Annotated in this window: 13 protein-coding genes; 10 read left to right on the top strand and 3 right to left on the bottom strand. The window is 57.5% G+C overall.

The features are described 5' to 3' along the window. Positions 1–2: 2 nt before the first annotated feature. The 9 genes from aroA (at position 3) to E5161_RS05165 (ending at position 8,937) form a co-directional block, all read left to right on the top strand. Positions 3–1,295: a 3-phosphoshikimate 1-carboxyvinyltransferase gene (gene aroA, locus E5161_RS05205; protein WP_136776660.1), complete on the top strand. Its 1,293-nt coding sequence runs from the start codon at positions 3–5 to the stop codon at positions 1,293–1,295. Positions 1,296–1,401: 106 nt separating this feature from the next. Then, complete coding sequence (locus E5161_RS05200) at positions 1,402–1,830, top strand: CoA-binding protein (protein ID WP_136776659.1); 429 nt, start codon at positions 1,402–1,404, stop codon at positions 1,828–1,830. Between the two features lie 101 nt (positions 1,831–1,931). Next, positions 1,932–3,824, top strand: coding sequence for a glucose PTS transporter subunit IIA (locus E5161_RS05195; protein WP_136776658.1), 1,893 nt, complete (start codon positions 1,932–1,934; stop codon positions 3,822–3,824). Continuing rightward, positions 3,821–5,587 (top strand): phosphoenolpyruvate--protein phosphotransferase, encoded by a 1,767-nt coding sequence (gene ptsP, locus E5161_RS05190; protein WP_136776657.1) that lies wholly within the window; start codon positions 3,821–3,823, stop codon positions 5,585–5,587. Before E5161_RS05195 ends, ptsP begins: the two co-directional genes overlap by 4 nt. Positions 5,588–5,599: 12 nt before the next feature. After that, positions 5,600–6,034, top strand: a complete 435-nt coding sequence (locus E5161_RS05185) for a VanZ family protein (protein WP_136776656.1) — start codon at positions 5,600–5,602, stop codon at positions 6,032–6,034. 93 nt (positions 6,035–6,127) lie between these two features. Continuing rightward, positions 6,128–6,538 (top strand): hypothetical protein, encoded by a 411-nt coding sequence (locus E5161_RS05180; RefSeq protein ID WP_136776655.1) that lies wholly within the window; start codon positions 6,128–6,130, stop codon positions 6,536–6,538. A gap of 112 nt (positions 6,539–6,650) precedes the next feature. Then, positions 6,651–7,016 carry a bacillithiol system redox-active protein YtxJ gene (ytxJ, locus tag E5161_RS05175; RefSeq protein ID WP_136776654.1) on the top strand — a complete coding sequence of 122 codons (366 nt, stop codon included), beginning with the start codon at positions 6,651–6,653 and terminating at the stop codon, positions 7,014–7,016. A gap of 127 nt (positions 7,017–7,143) precedes the next feature. Beyond that, on the top strand, positions 7,144–8,154 hold the full coding sequence (ccpA, locus tag E5161_RS05170) for a catabolite control protein A (protein ID WP_136776653.1): 1,011 nt from the start codon (positions 7,144–7,146) through the stop codon (positions 8,152–8,154). Between the two features lie 81 nt (positions 8,155–8,235). Beyond that, positions 8,236–8,937, top strand: a complete 702-nt coding sequence (locus E5161_RS05165) for a 5'-methylthioadenosine/adenosylhomocysteine nucleosidase (protein ID WP_136776652.1) — start codon at positions 8,236–8,238, stop codon at positions 8,935–8,937. 9 nt (positions 8,938–8,946) lie between these two features. Here the strand turns inward: E5161_RS05165 and E5161_RS05160 are convergent, their stop codons facing one another. Then, positions 8,947–10,137, bottom strand: coding sequence for an acetoin utilization protein AcuC (locus E5161_RS05160; RefSeq protein WP_136776651.1), 1,191 nt, complete (start codon positions 10,135–10,137; stop codon positions 8,947–8,949). 31 nt (positions 10,138–10,168) lie between these two features. Beyond that, complete coding sequence (locus E5161_RS05155; RefSeq protein ID WP_136776650.1) at positions 10,169–10,801, bottom strand: GNAT family N-acetyltransferase; 633 nt, start codon at positions 10,799–10,801, stop codon at positions 10,169–10,171. A gap of 237 nt (positions 10,802–11,038) precedes the next feature. On the opposite strand from E5161_RS05155, the gene acsA reads away from it, so the two are divergent. Further along, entirely contained in the window at positions 11,039–12,763 is a 1,725-nt protein-coding gene (gene acsA, locus E5161_RS05150) for an acetate--CoA ligase (protein WP_136776649.1), read from the top strand. A gap of 86 nt (positions 12,764–12,849) precedes the next feature. On the opposite strand, the gene E5161_RS05145 is transcribed toward acsA, so the two are convergent. After that, complete coding sequence (locus E5161_RS05145) at positions 12,850–15,975, bottom strand: transglycosylase domain-containing protein (protein WP_136776648.1); 3,126 nt, start codon at positions 15,973–15,975, stop codon at positions 12,850–12,852. Positions 15,976–16,056 lie beyond the last annotated feature (81 nt).

Here is a 16,056-nt window from a genome sequence, read left to right as displayed (position 1 = left end):
ACATGGATATGATAGTCACGCCTACGGGCCGGCTGAAAGGCGAACTTCAAGCGTTGTCATCCAAAAACTACACGACCCGTTATTTGCTTGTCGCCGCATTGGCGGAAGGAACGAGCACGATCCGGTTTCCGGCGCATAGCGAGGACGGGGAAGCGATGCGCCGCTGCATACGCGACCTTGGCGCCGTTGTCGAGGAAGACGATGAGAAAATCGTCGTTACCGGTTTCGGCCGTCACCCGCGTCCGGTGAAGGAACTGAACGTAGGCAATGCCGGTGCGGTGCTTCGTTTCGTGCTCTCCATTGCGGCGCTGCTTCCCGAAGTGACGTTCGTCAACGCGTATCCGCAGTCGCTCGGCAAGCGTCCGCACGACGACTTGATCACCGCGCTTCAGGGAATGGGCGTGGAGATTGAGCACCACAACGGAAAGCTGCCGATCACCGTGAAGGGCGGACATCCGAGAGGCGGTAAAATACAAGTCTCGGGAAGCGTAAGCTCGCAGTTTTTGAGCTCGCTGCTGTTTCTTACGCCGCTGCTGGACGAGGACAGCGAAATCGAAGTGCTTCACGATCTGAAATCGAAGGTCGTGATCGGTCAGACGCTCGAGGTGCTGGCGCAAGCCGGTATCCGGGTGGAGGCTTCGGACGACCTTATGCATTACCGCGTGCCGGGGCGCCAGAAATACCGTGCGCAGGAATATACGGTGCAAGGCGATTATCCGGGATCTGCCGCTGTATTGGCCGCGGCTGCGGTGACGCAATCGGACGTGAAGCTGTATCGGCTGACCGAAGACAGCAAACAAGGCGAACGCGCTGTCGTGGACGTGCTTCGTGCGATGAAGGTGCCGCTTACGCACGAGAACGGCATCGTACATGTCCAAGGCAACGGACGTCTCACCGCAGGCGAATTCGACGGCGACGAGTTTACTGACGGCGTGCTGGCCATGGTGGCGGCAAGCGTCTTCGCCGAAGGAACTTCCCGCTTCTATAATGTAGAGAACTTGCGTTACAAAGAATGCGACCGCATCACCGACTATTTGACGGAGCTTCGCAAAGCCGGCGCCAATGTGGAAGAGAAGCGGGACGAAATCATCGTGCACGGCCGGCCTGAGGGAGTGGAAGGCGGCGTAGAAATCGACGCGCACTTCGATCACCGGGTGATCATGGCGTTAACCGTGGTCGGTCTGCGCGCGAAAAACCCGATCCGGATACGCGACGCGCATCATGTGGCCAAGTCTTATCCGCAATATTTCGACCACCTGAAACTGCTCGGCGCTCAAGTACAATGGGTAGAGTAAGTTCCCCCCAAAAGTGACGATAAGCTTCGATGTTTATTCCGATTACTTTTCGGGGAGCCCCCGAAGAACTAGAAAAAACTGTAACAATTAAAAGGAGGTCGTCATCATGGCATTTGAAAATCCTTCCCGGGACGAGATCAAGCAGATTTTACAGGAGGCCGGTACGATCGCGGTTGTCGGTTTGTCCGATGATCCTTCCAAAGTGTCGCATCAGGTGTCCGCCGCCATGCAGGCCAAAGGGTACCGGATCGTGCCGGTCAATCCGAATGCGGAATCCATTTTGGGCGAGAAGGCGTATCCTTCGCTCAAGGACGTTCCCGGACCGATCGACATTGTCAACGTGTTCCGCCGTCCGGAGCATACGCCTCCGATCGCCGAAGAAGCCGCTGCCGTAAGGGCGAAAACGCTGTGGCTCCAGCTCGGCATCGTGAATGATGAGGCTGCGCGCATTGCGCAGGAAGCCGGCCTGACGGTGATTATGGACCGCTGCATCAAGGTGGAAGATTCGATTTTGCTGCCGGGCGGCAAAGCATAAAGGCGAAGCTTTGAGGAGCGGCATCCGGTATACGGATGCCGCTTTTTTTTGACAAATTGGTGGACTCGGCTTACCATCGAGAAAGAGGAGGGGTTTGCCGCATGTTCGGAGTCGGCTATCTCCAAAGGCTGGGACGGGCGATGATGCTCCCGATGACGGTGCTGCCCGCGGCCGCTATTTTTCTTATGCTGGCGAGACTGCCCTGGGAACCGCTGGGTTGGCCCCAAGTGGCCGATTTGCTTCACGCCGGGGGGCTCGCGTTGTTTCAATACACGCCGTATATTTTTGCCGTCGGCATCGCGTTAGGGCTGTCCGATCAGACGGCGGCGGCGGGAATCGCGGCGCTCGCGGGCATGCTGATATTTTCCGCGATCACGCAAACCTACGATCCCGGCGGCGTTCAGCCGTCGATGTTCGCGGGCGCTATCATCGGCATGGTGACCGGATGGGCGCACGACCGGTTCAAGTCTTTTCAGCTGCCGGAATATTTGCAATTTTTCGGGGGGACGCGTTTCGTTCCTCTGTTTATGAGCGCTTTTTCGCTGCTCTTCGCCTGGCTCATGATCATGATGAGCCACAGCTTGTCGAATCTTGCATCTTCCGCCGGTATCGTGGTCGGATCCGCGGGAGGGTTCGGCATTTTCCTGTACGGCTTTTTGCACCGGATTTTGGTGGCGTTCGGCCTTCATCATATTCTGAACCATGTGTTCTGGTTTCAGGTGGGGGAATACCACACATCGGACGGAGCGGTATACTTCGGTGACATCCCGCGGTTTTTCGCCGGCGATCCGAACGCGGGCGCCTACATGGCGGGCTTGTACCCGACGATCATGTTTGCGCTGCCTGCCATTGCGTTCGCCATCATTCACGAGGCGCGCGAAGATCTGAAGCCGAAAATCTCGAAACAGTTCCGGGTAGCGGCGCTGGGCTCGCTGCTCACGGGAGTCACCGAGCCGGTGGAATTCGCCTTCTTGTTTGTGGCCCCTTATTTGTTTCTGTTCCATGCCTTGCTGTCGGGCGGCATCATGTGGCTGACCTACGAGCTCGGCATTCGTCACGGCTTCAGCTTCTCGGCGGGGGCTCTGGAATATTTCATCAACCTGCCTCTCTCGACGAAGGGGTGGCTGCTCCTGCCGCTCGGCGCGGCGGTAGGCCTGCTGTATTACGTGCTGTTCCGCTGGAGCATCCGGCGTTTTCAATTAACGACGCCCGGACGCGAGGACGCCACGCGGCTCGACGATTGGGCCGGCGACATTCCGTACCGGGCTCCGCTTATTCTTCAATCGCTCGGCGGCAAACAAAACGTCCGCGTACTGGACGCCTGCATCACCAGGCTGCGGCTTACGGTAGAGGATGACCGGCGTATCGATGTGCAGGCGCTCCGTCATTTGGGCGCGGCCGGCTTGATCCGGCTTGGAGGCGGACATGTCCAAGTGGTGTTCGGCACCTACTCCGAGCTCATCCGGGAAGAAATCCAGAAGCTGATGAAGCAAGACGTGCAGCAAGTTCAGTTCCACGCGCCGGTGCAGGGCCGGATGATCCCCCTCGAGGAGGTAGACGACCCTGTTTTCGCCAGCCGTCTCGTTGGACGCGGTGTTGCGTTTATTCCGGAAAAGGGCGAGCTGGTTGCGCCGGTGAAGGGCAAGATCATCCATGTTCACCCCTCGCTGCACGCCGTCGGCCTCCGGACCGCGGATGGTTTGGAGGTATTGCTCCATGTGGGGATCGACACTTCGCAGCTGGGCGGCAAAGGCTTCACCGCGCTCGCCAAGGAAGGGGACGAGGTGTCGCCCGGGCAGCCGCTGCTGCGGTTCCATCTGCCGACCCTCCGGCGGCATGCCAAATCGCTGGCTACTCCGATGGTCATCACGAATCCGGATATCGTCCGCTCCTGGCGCTTTGCACCGTTCAAAACGGTAAAGAAGGGGCAGGCGGCCGTCATGTCCGTTGTCGTTCGTCATAGAGAAGAGAAAGCGCAGGGGGTGGGCTCATGATTCAGGCATTAAGCGCTTCGGACGGTATCGCCATCGGCAAAGCGTTCGTTCTCCCTCAATGGGACTGGGAGCTTCCCGACCAAAAAATCGACGTGGCCGATCTCGCCAAGGAATTCGAACGTTTATACGAAGGGGTGCGCCGCTCCAAAACCGAAATCGCCCGGATCAAATCCGAGCTCGACGAAGCGGTGGGGGTTCAGGAATCCAGCATCTTCGACGCGCATATCGCCATTTTGGAAGACCCGGTATTCATGAATGAAGTGCAAGGCATCATCCAGCGGCAATACAAAGCGGCGGAGGTTGCCGTCAAGGAAGCGATCGATCACTTCGTCACGATGTTCGATCTGCTGGACGACGAATATATGAAAGAACGCGCGCTTGACATTAAAGATGTCGGCAACCGGCTGCTCAAGCATTTGCTAGGCGTGCCGGAAATATCGCTGCCCGAAGACACGCAGCCGTTCATCCTCGTCGTTCGCGAGCTGTCGCCTTCTCAGCTCATTAATCTAAAGCCGGAGCTGGTGCTCGGAATCGTCACGATGGCGGGCAGCCCGACTTCGCATGCGGCGATTATGGCGCGAGCTTTCGGCATTCCGCTCGTCATGGGCTTGGAGGGCAAGCTCGACCGGACGATCGCCACGGGCGACCTCTTGATCGTCGACGGAGGTGCGGGCGTCCTGCATGTGGATCCGGATGCGGAGACGATCGACAAGTACGCCGCTCTTCGCAAACGCCAGTTGTCCCAGCGGGAAAAGCTGCTGTCCTACGCCGGTGTGCCGTCGGTTACACCGGACGGATTCTCCATGGTGCTTGCGGCCAATATCAGTTCAATCAAGGAGCTGGAGGCGGCGCTCGCGAGCGGTGCGGAGGGGGTCGGACTGTTCCGCACGGAATTTTTGTACATGGACCGAGATCATTTCCCGACGGAAGATGAACAATTCGAAGTGTACCGTGCCGCCGCGGAAAAACTCGAGGGCAAGCCGCTGATCATCCGGACACTGGACATCGGCGGAGACAAACAGCTGGATTACTATGAAATGCCCGAGGAAGAAAATCCGTTTCTCGGCTACCGGGCGATCCGGTTCAGTCTGGGCCGGAAAGACCTGTTCAAAATTCAGCTGAGGGCGTTGCTCAGGGCGGCCGTATATGGCGACATCCAAATTATGTACCCGCTGATCACATCTGTTGAAGAGGTGCGGGAAGCCAACCAGGTACTCGCGGAGGCGCGGAAGGAGCTGCAGGCGGAAGGAACGGCTCATCGCGGCGACGTGCCCGCGGGCGTCATGATCGAAGTGCCCGCCGCGGTGGCCATTGCGGATTTGCTGGCGGAAGAGGCGGCTTTTTTCAGCATCGGCACGAACGATCTGGTGCAGTTCACGCTGGCGGTCGACCGGATGAACGAGAAAATCAACCACTTGTACGAGCCGCTTCACCCGGCCGTCCTCCGCATGCTCGTTCAGGTGACCGAAGCCGCCAAACGCCGCGGCATCCCGGTCAGCGTATGCGGGGAAATGGCGGGCGACGTTCTGGCGCTTCCGATCTGGCTCGGTCTCGGCATCGAGGAATTAAGCTTGTCGGCGCAAGCCATTTTGCCGGTGAAAGAATGCATGCTGCGGACGCCGGCTGAGGCCGGCCGGCGCATGCTGGACGAACTGCTCCGCTGCCGCACGGCGGAGGAAGTTCGCGAACGGGCTCAGCAATTTCATGTCGAGATGACGCCGAAGCGGGGAAGAGTGCGGACCGGCGTGAATTCCCGCCCATAAGGAGCCAATCGCATGTCGTTATTTTCCAAACGCCGCGGCCTTATTCCCGGCTTTCGTTGGCGTCGCTGCGTGCCCGCCGTCGTATGGATGGCGGTTATTTTTGCGCTTTCCTCCCGTTCGGGAGGGCAGTTGAACGAGTGGCTGCCGTTTTTTCGCGGCATTTTCCCGGGTCTGCAAAGCTTCGATCCGATGCATTATGCGGCCTATTTTATATTGGCATTGACTGTGGCGTATGCTTTCGGTGCTTACGCCTTTACGTTGAAAGGCTGTTTGTGGAATGTGGCCTTGTGCGTGATATACGGACTTAGCGACGAATGGCATCAAGCCTTTGTGCCGAACAGGTCGCCCGATCCGCTGGACCTGTGGCACGATGCGGTGGGCGCCGTATCGGCGTGCGCGATCCTGCTTCTGATCAAGCTCTTCCGGCAAAGAAATAGAAGCGCTTAATACCAAAATTTACAGGGAGAAACGGAGCAGGAATCGATCTGCGGGCCTCGAATTAAATGGGTAAGCTCGAAGTGGCATGAGGAGAGAACCCCTTTGAATAAAAGATGCGAATGCGGCGATACGAAAAGCCTTGCGCTGCGCACCGTCATATTTGCGCGGAAAGTGTCCATCACGAGAGTTCCGGTGTATTGCTGCTCCCAATGCGGGAGCCACGAAGTGTTTTCCGGCGTGAAGGGGGACATCAGCCGCCTGATCCGCGAACTGGGCGCGAAGCCGGCGCCCCGCACCATTCCGTTCGATCAGGTGCATGAATGGGCGGGTATTTTGACCGCGGCCGCTTCGGAAGGGGACTCGCTTCATAAGACCGCCGTTGAGCGGGCCGCGGAAGAGCGGACCAACGAGCTGCTCGATTTATGGCTGATTGCCTCCTCCGTCGGAGATGAGAACTGGAAGGCCGAACTGCAAAGCCGCTTGGCCCAATTGAACGCCGCATACATATCGTAAGACCGTCGGAAGGAGCGATCCTTCCGATCTTTTTTTGGCGATCTTTTTTGCGGTGGAAACGGTTTTCTGCTAGGATGAAAACATATCGAGCATTTTCAAGGAGGCGTGACATGTGGCAAACGAAATCCGTCAGTTAACCAAGGTGGAAGAGTGGGAGGAAGCGCTCAAAAGCACTTCGGAGCGCCCGATGCTTCTGTTTAAACATAGTACGAGCTGTCCGATCAGCGCAGGTGCGCATGAAGCCTACACCCAATACGTCGAAGATGCGAAAAACGCCAAAGTGGATTTTGCGATCGTGCATGTCATAGAGGATCGTCCGGTCAGCAATGCCGCGGCGGAGACGCTGGGCGTGCAGCATCAATCGCCGCAGGCGATCTTGATCCAAGACGGCAAGCCCGTATGGAACGAGTCTCACTGGCGCATCACCTATGAATTTTTGAGCGAGAAGCTCGGCGAGCCGGAATCTTCCGGGCGATAACCGCCGAAATGGGGTCCTGACATGCCGGAACATTGCGAATCCGGCGGTTTTGTTTTATGATTACCTTAATAATCCATGACCGGACAAGCTGGATGCCATTCCGATCATACTAATGGAGCGAACAATTGTGACGGTAACTATTTATGACGTAGCGCGTGAAGCCGGCGTTTCCATGGCGACGGTTTCGCGTGTCGTAAACAACAATCCGAACGTGAAACCGCAAACGCGGAAAAAAGTTTTTGAGGCGATCGAGCGCCTCGGATACCGGCCGAACGCGGTTGCACGCGGCTTGGCCAGCAAGAAGACGACGACGGTAGGCGTCGTCATACCGGACATCGCGAACGCGAACTTTGCGGAAGTCGCGCGGGGCATCGAAGACATCGCGAACATGTATCATTACAACATCATTCTTTGTAACGCGGATATGCGCAAGGACAAAGAAATCCGTGTTATCAACACGCTTCTGGAGAAGCAGGTCGACGGCTTGCTCTTCATGGGGGGAACCGTCACCGACGAGCATCTCCAGGCGTTCAATACTTCGAACGTGCCGATCGTGCTTTGCGCGACGACCGACGAGAAGGGCAACATGCCTTCGGTCGATATCGACCATGAAGGCGCCGCGTTCGATGCGGTGACGAAGTTAATCGGGGAAGGCCACCGCAGCATCGCCATGATCAGCGGCACGCTGAAGGACCCGGCCATCGGCTACGCTCGGTTTCAGGGGTATAAGCGGGCGCTGGAGAAAGCGGGAATCCCGTATCGTGAAGATTTCGTACGCGTAGGCAACTACAAATACGAATCCGGAATCGAAGCGACCCAGTATTTCCTCGAATTGTCGGACCGTCCTACCGCGATATTCGCCGCCACGGACGAAATGGCCATCGGTGCCATTCACGGCCTGCAGGATGCCGGGATTGCGGTTCCGGGTCAAGTATCCGTCATCAGCGTGGACAACAGCCGTATGGCTTCCATGGTTCGTCCGCAGCTCACGACCGTAGCGCAGCCGATGTACGACATCGGTGCCGTATCGATGCGTCTGCTCACGAAGCTGATGAAGAAAGAATCGGTCGAGAACGCGCGGGTCACGCTGCCGCATGAGCTGGTGCAGCGCCAGTCCGTCGCCGGCGCCAAAGCGTAAACTGTATAACCGAACACAAAGCCCCGCCGGGGATTCTCTCCCGCCGCGGGGCCTTCTTTGTCCTTCAGAAAGGGGATTTCGATGAATTACGGAACGATCGGCATCATCGGCGCGATGGAGCAAGAAATCGCTCTGCTGCGCCAAGAGCTTCAGAGCGAAGAAACGCTGCATCACGCCGGCATTACTTATCATGTGGGCCTTTTTCACGGCAGGAAGACGGTGTTGTGCAAATCAGGCGTCGGCAAAGTGAATGCCGCAGTCTGCACGCAGGTGCTGATCGACCGCTTCGGAGTAGACGCCGTTATTTTTACCGGGGTGGCCGGTGCCCTGGATCCCTCGCTTGAAATCGGAGATATCGTCATCTCCCGCAGCTCCGTGCAGCACGATATGGATGTAACGGCTCTCGGCTTTGCCCGCGGAGTGATTCCTTACCAGGACACGTCTGAGTTTCCGTCCCACCCGGATCTGATCCGGGTGGCGAAGGAAGCAGGCGAGCGGGTGTTTCCCGGTCGCTGCGTCATCGGCAAGGTGCTTTCCGGCGACCAGTTCATCGCCGGCCGGGATCTCGTGCGCAGGCTGCATGAGGAGCTGCAAGGCACCTGCACCGAAATGGAAGGGGCGTCCGTCGCGCAAGTGTGTCACATGAACGGGATCCCTCACGTGATTATCCGGTCCATGTCCGATAAAGCGGACGGATCCGCGCACGTCAATTTCGAGGAGTTTACGGTCGAATCCGCGAACCGTTCGTTCGCCATCGTAAACGATATGATTCAGCGTTTATGACCACAGGCATTATCCGAGATGCTGGAGCGCGAGCTCCAGCATCTTTCGATTTTTTTCCGTGATTTCAGCCCGGCGGGGCATTGGAGCCCACAAAGAAGTGTCGTCCAGCCAAGCGGCAGGCATAAGGGCCGGTCGCTTCTCCGAGGTGAGTGAAGGCCAGTCCGCGGGAAGCAGGGCTTCGGAAGGACTTTCATCAATTGTCCGGAGCAGCGGATCTCCGTTCATTTCCAGCCACAGCAGTCCCCAAGCCCGGGGGACGACCCGCCAATGGTCGTACCCGCCGCCGCCCAGCGCAATCCATTTTCCGCCTGTATAACGGTTCGCAGCTTCGTGAATCAACCTGGGCATCTCCAGGTAAATTTTCATGCTGCAATGCATATGCGCCAGCGGGTCGAAGGCATGGGCGTCACAGCCGTGCTGGCTGACGATCACATCCGGCCGGAAAGCCTCGACAGCCTTCTCCAGAGCGGCCGTGAAGCACTCGAGCCAGGAGTCGTCTTCCGTATACGGCTCCATGGGGAGGTTGAGACAGGCGCCGTAGCCGGTCGACACGCCGCGTTCGTGGGCAAACCCGCTGCCCGGAAACAGGAACTTGCCCGTCTCGTGCATGGACAACGTAAACACATCCGGATCGGTGTAAAAGAACCACTGTACTCCGTCACCATGGTGCACGTCGGTATCCACGTACAGAACCCGCGCGTCATATTTATCCCGGATCCGGGTGATGGCCGCCGCCGCATCGTTGTAAACGCAAAAACCCGAACCGCGTTCGGGGAAAGCGTGGTGCAGTCCGCCTGCCAAGTGCAGCGCGCGGTCCGCCTTGCCTGACATCACGGCTTCGGCGGCGGCAAGCGAACCGGCGACGACCGAGACGGCCGCTTCATGCATGCCGGGGAAGTACGGCGTGTCACCGTCCGCCTGCAGTCCGTATTCCGCCGCACGCGATACGACGGAGGGATTCGGGTGCTCGGCGCTAAGCGCTTTCACGGCTTCGATATAATCGGCACGATGAAGCGAGCGCACCGTCTTCTCGGCTTCCGCCGACGGAAGGGAGGGCAGCATGCGGGAGGAATCGAGCGTCCCGCACTTCCGTAGAAGTTCTTCCGTCAAAGCAAGACGGATCGGATGAAACGGATGATCTTCATGAAAGCGGTACCGCCCGCCGGCGGACGAATCAATCCAGACGGTTCTCGAAGTCAAAAGTCGTCTCCTGCCTTTCTTAAGCGCTGCCTCAGTACATAAAACGCTGACGAAACCGGACGCGGTCGAATTTCTCGACGGACTCCTGCGGCACCTGTCTGCCGACACGCACCATGAGGCAGTTGGCCGGGTGCGCGGTGATTTCCGGATCGTCCGTCGCGAACCATACCATGCCGACCGATTTCATGAGCCGTTCCATCATCTCGCGGTACTGCCACACGGACAGCCCGCTTCCTTCCAAATCCCAATGCCAATAATATTCGGTCGTATAAACGATGGCGTTATCCAACTGCCCGTTTTCGAAAGCGGCGGCAATCATCGCTTTGCCGAGTCCCATGGAACGGTAGGCATTGGCCACCTCCACGGCACCCAGCTCGATCAGATCGTCCATGCCGGCTTCCGACCAGCGCTCCATTTCATCCGGATAATGAAACGTCACATAACCGACAACGGTATTGCCGTCCCGGGCCAGCACAACCCGGCCTTCGGGAAGGCCGGCGATCTCGATGAGCGCCAGATGCTGTTCTTTCGGCCTGCGAAACGCATCCAAGTCCGGGTGCATCGTCATGGTTTGCAGACGTTCCGGCGGCACCGGACCTTCCACGGTAACGGTTTTGCCCGCACGCTCGATCGTATGGATAACCTCGGTTTTGTTATGTTTCATGCCGATCTCTCCAACAGCCGACCGCCGTCCGATCGAATGCGGAAGGGGTCGCTCTATTTGGTGTCATTATACACCAGGCTGCGCACTTTGTCCCTTTGCGCTCTTCATTTTACATCCCCCCATGTGCGCGCTTTCAATTTGCTATGTTATAATGCAAGTGGCGGAGAGATAAAATCTCCTGGAGTGTGTAAGCGCATTCGATAGTTTGTCGGGATACCAGACGGGAAGGTGAAAAGAATGACACTGGATCAAAATGAGAAATTGCCCCCGGTGGCGGCGGTCTCCAACATGGGACCCTACGAGGAAGCAGTGAAATCGTTCCGGTGGGAAGATGTCGAATCGCATTTCACTTGGTCGAAGACAGGGAAGGTCAACATGGCCTATGAAGCGATCGACCGTCATGTCGCCGAAGGCAAAGGGGACAAAATCGCCCTGCACTACAGCGACAACACCCGGGAGGAAAGCTATACGTTCGCGGATTTGGCGAAGCAGTCCAACCGGTTTGCCAACGTGCTTCGCGGGCTCGGCGTGTCCAAAGGCGACCGCGTATTTATTTTCATGCCGCGCACGCCGGAGCTGTACTTCAGCTTTCTCGGTATTTTGAAAGTCGGTGCCGTCGTCGGTCCTCTTTTCGAAGCGTTCATGGAAACCGCGGTCAAAGACCGTCTGCAGGACAGCAGCGCATCCGTGATCGTCACGACTTCATCGCTGCTCTCGCGCGTTTCCCGTTCGGAACTTCCTGATCTGAAGCATGTCGTCGTTTTCGGTGACGGTGTGGAAGAAGGCGGCGGAATCGTCGACTTCACGAAAGCGATGGCCGGAGCCTCCGATCAAGCGGAGATCGAATGGCTGGACCGCGAGGACGGTCTCATTCTGCACTATACATCCGGCTCGACCGGCAAGCCGAAAGGCGTATTCCACGTGCAAAACGCCATGATGCAGCATTATCATACGGGCCGAATCGTACTCGATCTCCGCGAGGACGATGTGTATTGGTGTACCGCCGACCCGGGCTGGGTGACGGGTACCTCGTACGGCGTGTTCGCGCCTTGGCTGAACGGGGTGACGAACGTCGTGCGCGGCGGGCGTTTCAGTCCGCAGGATTGGTACGGCACGATACAAAAATATAAAGTGACGGTCTGGTACAGCGCGCCGACTGCATTCCGCATGCTGATGGGGGCCGGAGAGGACGCGGTGAAGCCGTTCGACCTCTCGAGCCTGCGCCACGTGCTCAGCGTCGGCGAACCGCTGAACCCGGAAGTCGTCCGCTGGGGCTTCAAAGTATACGGCGAGCGCATTCACGACACCTGGTGGATGACCGAAACCGGCGGCCATATGATCTGCAACTATCCAAGCATGACGGTCAAACCGGGGTCGATGGGACGCCCGATTCCAGGCGTTCAAGCCGCGATTATCGACGATCAAGGCAACGAGCTGCCGCCGATGCGAATGGGGAATTTGGCGGTACGCACCCCATGGCCGTCGATGATGCGCAAAATCTGGAACAACCCCGCCAAATACGAAGAATATTTCCGCATCCCGGGCTGGTATGTGTCGGGAGACTCCGCGTATCGCGACGAGGAAGGATACTTCTGGTTCCAGGGCCGGATCGACGATGTCATTAACACTTCTGGCGAGAGGGTAGGCCCGTTCGAAGTCGAGAGCAAGCTGGTGGAGCATCCGGCAGTGGCCGAAGCCGGCGTCATCGGAAAGCCGGATCCCGTACGCGGTGAAATCATCAAAGCGTTCATCTCGCTTCGGGAAGGGCACGTGCCTTCGGAAGAGCTCAAAGCCGACATCGCCAAATTCGTCAAAGAAGGGCTGTCCGCCCATGCGGCGCCGCGGGAAATTGAGTTCAAGGACAAATTGCCCAAGACCCGCAGCGGCAAAATTATGAGAAGGGTGCTCAAGGCTTGGGAGCTGAACCTTCCGACGGGCGACCTGTCCACGATTGAAGATTGATTTCATACGGCCTTATCCCTCATCAGGCAAAAACCTCCGATCGCGCCGGTTAACGGTGCGGTCGGAGGTTTTTTTCGTACGTCCTGTTATTTGATTTGCACGGTGGCAGAGGATGGAGACTCCCCGGCCTCGTTGACAGCCGTCACCCTATACCAGCCGGTGGCAAGCGGAGAGACGTATTCAAACTCATTCGTCTCCGTCGTGCCGAGCATCTGGTAACCGGAAGACTCCGATTGAGAGTAGAAGATCCGGTAGACGGTTACCTTCTCGGAGGACGGATTGAGCTGCCATTTAAGCACGACGCCAAGCTCCGTTTTTTGCGCTTTAACTCCTTTAGGCGCGGACGGCATAGAAGCCGTGCTGCCCGTGTTGCCCGGCTGATCGTTGCCTCCGGCGCCAGGGTTCGCCGGTAAACCGGGATCGCCGGTGCCGCCCGGATCCGGGAAGCTGGGATCCGGCGTTCCCGGAACTCCGTCGGTGGCGACGAACTCGCTGCGAGCCGATTCGTTGCCCGCCACGTCCACCGCCGTCACATAGAAGCTGTAGGCCACTCCGGCGGAACCCGCCGCCGTGAAGCGCGAATCCTCGCCGGTGAGCACCGAGTTGCCGGTCTTCTCGTAATTGGAGCCATCCATGGAGCGGTACAGCCGGTATCCGACGACATCCGCGTCCGCTGTCGGTGTAAACGACACCTGCACGATGTTTCCGACCGCTTCGGCGGATATATGCGGAGGAGCGGAAGGAGCTTTGCCGTCATCCGTTCGGGGATCCGTCTTGGACGGCGCACTTTCTCCCGCATCCGCCGGTAAATAGTAGGCGAGAGCCTTGCGGCTTTGAGCGGACACTTTGAGCAGAGCCGCCTTCAAATCTTCGATCAGCTGGTCGATCGGCATTTCTCTCTTGATCATGATCGCTTCGCGCAGCATATCTTCGGGCGTTGCGGGATTCGGCACGTAATTCACGCCGTTATACGAAATATATTTCATTTTGACGAGCGTATCGTCTTCTTCGGTCGGGATGAACTCGCGGTTAAACAAGTCGGTCACCGTTTTGCCGGCTTCTCTCGTCAAGTCCGTCGGGAGCTTGCCGCTCACGCTGGACACGGTCATGGAGACAATGCCGTCCGGCCGATTGAACTCCCGTGTGGGGAACAGCCCAGGCTTGGCATCCGTCACGAGATTCATCACTTTCGCCCAAATCAGCTTGGCACGGTTATGTCCATCCCCGGACAACGTATGGATCTGCTTTTCATAGCCCGCCCAGACGCCAAGCGTGATGTCCGGCGTGAAGCCTTGGAACCAAACATCCCCGTAGTTTTGCGTAGTGCCGGTTTTCCCGGCAATCGGGATCTTGGAGAAGTTTTTAAAGTTCGATTTCACGCTGGTGGCCGTACCGTTGGTGACGACGGTACGCAGCATATCGGTCATCAAATAGGCCGATTGTTCGGACACGATCCGCTTCGGAACGGCTTTATGCTTATAGACGGGGTCGCCGTCGGGTCCGTTGATCTCCTCGATCAGATAGGCGTCGTTAAACACACCCTTATTGGCAATCACGCTGTACGCGTTCGTCAGCTCTTCCACGGAAACGCCGTATTGCAGGCCGCCGATGACGCCGGTCTGCGCGGACATGTCGCTCTTGGTCAGGGTGGTGATTCCGACGGACCGGGCGAAATCCCAAGCTTCCGGGATCGTCACCTTGTTCAGAAAAATTTTGAGTGCCACCGTGTTCAGCGACTTGTTCAACGCCTCGCGGGCGGTTACCAGTCCCAAATACTTGTTGTTGGAGTTTTTCGGAATATGCCGTCCGCTGCCGCCGTTGTTCAGAATAATCGGGGCATCGTCCAGCACGCTGGCCGGTTGAATCAGGCCTTTATCAATCGCCGGCAAGTAAGCGCCGATCGGCTTCATCGCCGACCCGGGCTGACGGGTCATCTGCGTCGCGAAGTTCATCTGCTCGATATGGAAGTCGCGGCCTTCGATCATCCCGATGATGGCGCCGGTTTTGTTGTCAAGCATGACCGCTGCGGTTTGCTCGACGCCCTTGACCTTATGGTCGGGCGAGAAATTTTTCGGGTCTTCCGCCACCTGATGCATCAAGTCATACACTTGTTTGTCGATGGTGGTCGTAATTTTGTAACCGCCGCGCAGCAGCTGCTGACGTGCGTTTTCAACCAGATCGGTATTTTCCTTTTTCCGCAAATCCTCTCTCTTCAGTGTCGGATTTTGCAGCAGCACGAGCTGTTCGGACGCTTGGCGCTCCACCTCGAGCATCAAGTAAGGGTATGTATTGTACGCTTTCTCGGTCGTTTTGGCGAGCGAGCCGTACAGATCGAACGCCAGCGCCTCTTCATATTCGGCTTGGCTGATTTTGTTCTCCTCGAGCATCCGCTTCAACACGAGCTTCTGGCGGTCCTGTGCACGTTTGAAGTTTTTCGGGTTGAACTCGCCTTTGCTCGTAAAGGCCGAATAAACGGACGGCAGCTGAGGCAGACCGGCGAGATAGGCGGCTTGGGCGATGTTTAATTGATGGAGATCGTCCACGCCGAAAATGCCTTTGGCCGCGGCTTTGATGCCGAACAAGTTGTAGCCGGACGAACCGTTGCCGTACGGAATTTTATTCAAATAAGCCGTAATGATTTCTTTTTTGTTGAGAAACCGTTCAAGGCGGAGGGAGAGGAATATTTCTTTGGCTTTGCGGCTCTGCGTCTGGTCGAGCGTCAGAAATACCCGCCTCGCGACCTGCTGCGTTATGGTGCTGCCGCCGGTTTGAACGTTTTCATTTAAGAGCTGCTGCTTGACGGCGCGAAGAATGCCGTTGGAATCGATGCCCGGATGCTGAAAAAAGTTTTTGTCTTCAATCGACACGACCGCGTCGATAATGGGCTGCGGAATTTCGTCATACTTCACAGGGCGCCGGTCTTCTTCCGTGCGCAGCTGTCCGATGAGCGATCCGTCGCGAAAATAGACGAAGCCCGTTTGGGCGTTTTCGCTGATTTTCTGTTCAATCATTTGCCGGCTGCGGACCGGATCGTCTTTGGTCAAAGACGCCACATATCCGGCAATCGCGCCTGCGGCGGTCAAACCGGCCAGCAAGGCGAAAAACAAGAGCCACAGTACGGTGAAACCGGCGATTTTGCCCGCCACTGCCCAGCGTTCCTTCGTACGCTTAGGGGAAGGAGGCAGGTGAGCCGTTCGTTTCGATTGATCCATCGGGTAACCTCCTTAACGCAAACAGCATTATTATAGCACATTTTGGTTTCGCGTTGATTTTCTTCGATATAGGGCATAGAA

It is taken from the genome of Cohnella pontilimi (assembly GCF_005049045.1).
GTDB lineage: Bacteria > Bacillota > Bacilli > Paenibacillales > Paenibacillaceae > Cohnella > Cohnella pontilimi.
The sequence above is the reverse complement of the archived record's forward strand: the minus strand, read 5'-3'. Positions and strand labels throughout refer to the sequence as shown.

Excerpts from the sequence above, each read along its gene's own strand:
- E5161_RS05165 (WP_136776652.1), top strand. The coding sequence starts at position 8,236 with ATGAATTACGGAACGATCGGCATCATCGGCGCGATGGAGCAAGAAATC.
- E5161_RS05145 (WP_136776648.1), bottom strand. The coding sequence starts at position 15,975 with ATGGATCAATCGAAACGAACGGCTCACCTGCCTCCTTCCCCTAAGCGT.
- E5161_RS05185 (WP_136776656.1), top strand. The coding sequence starts at position 5,600 with ATGTCGTTATTTTCCAAACGCCGCGGCCTTATTCCCGGCTTTCGTTGG.
- E5161_RS05155 (WP_136776650.1), bottom strand. The coding sequence starts at position 10,801 with ATGAAACATAACAAAACCGAGGTTATCCATACGATCGAGCGTGCGGGC.
- E5161_RS05195 (WP_136776658.1), top strand. The coding sequence starts at position 1,932 with ATGTTCGGAGTCGGCTATCTCCAAAGGCTGGGACGGGCGATGATGCTC.
- ptsP (WP_136776657.1), top strand. The coding sequence starts at position 3,821 with ATGATTCAGGCATTAAGCGCTTCGGACGGTATCGCCATCGGCAAAGCG.
- acsA (WP_136776649.1), top strand. The coding sequence starts at position 11,039 with ATGACACTGGATCAAAATGAGAAATTGCCCCCGGTGGCGGCGGTCTCC.
- E5161_RS05200 (WP_136776659.1), top strand. The coding sequence starts at position 1,402 with ATGGCATTTGAAAATCCTTCCCGGGACGAGATCAAGCAGATTTTACAG.
- aroA (WP_136776660.1), top strand. The coding sequence starts at position 3 with ATGGATATGATAGTCACGCCTACGGGCCGGCTGAAAGGCGAACTTCAA.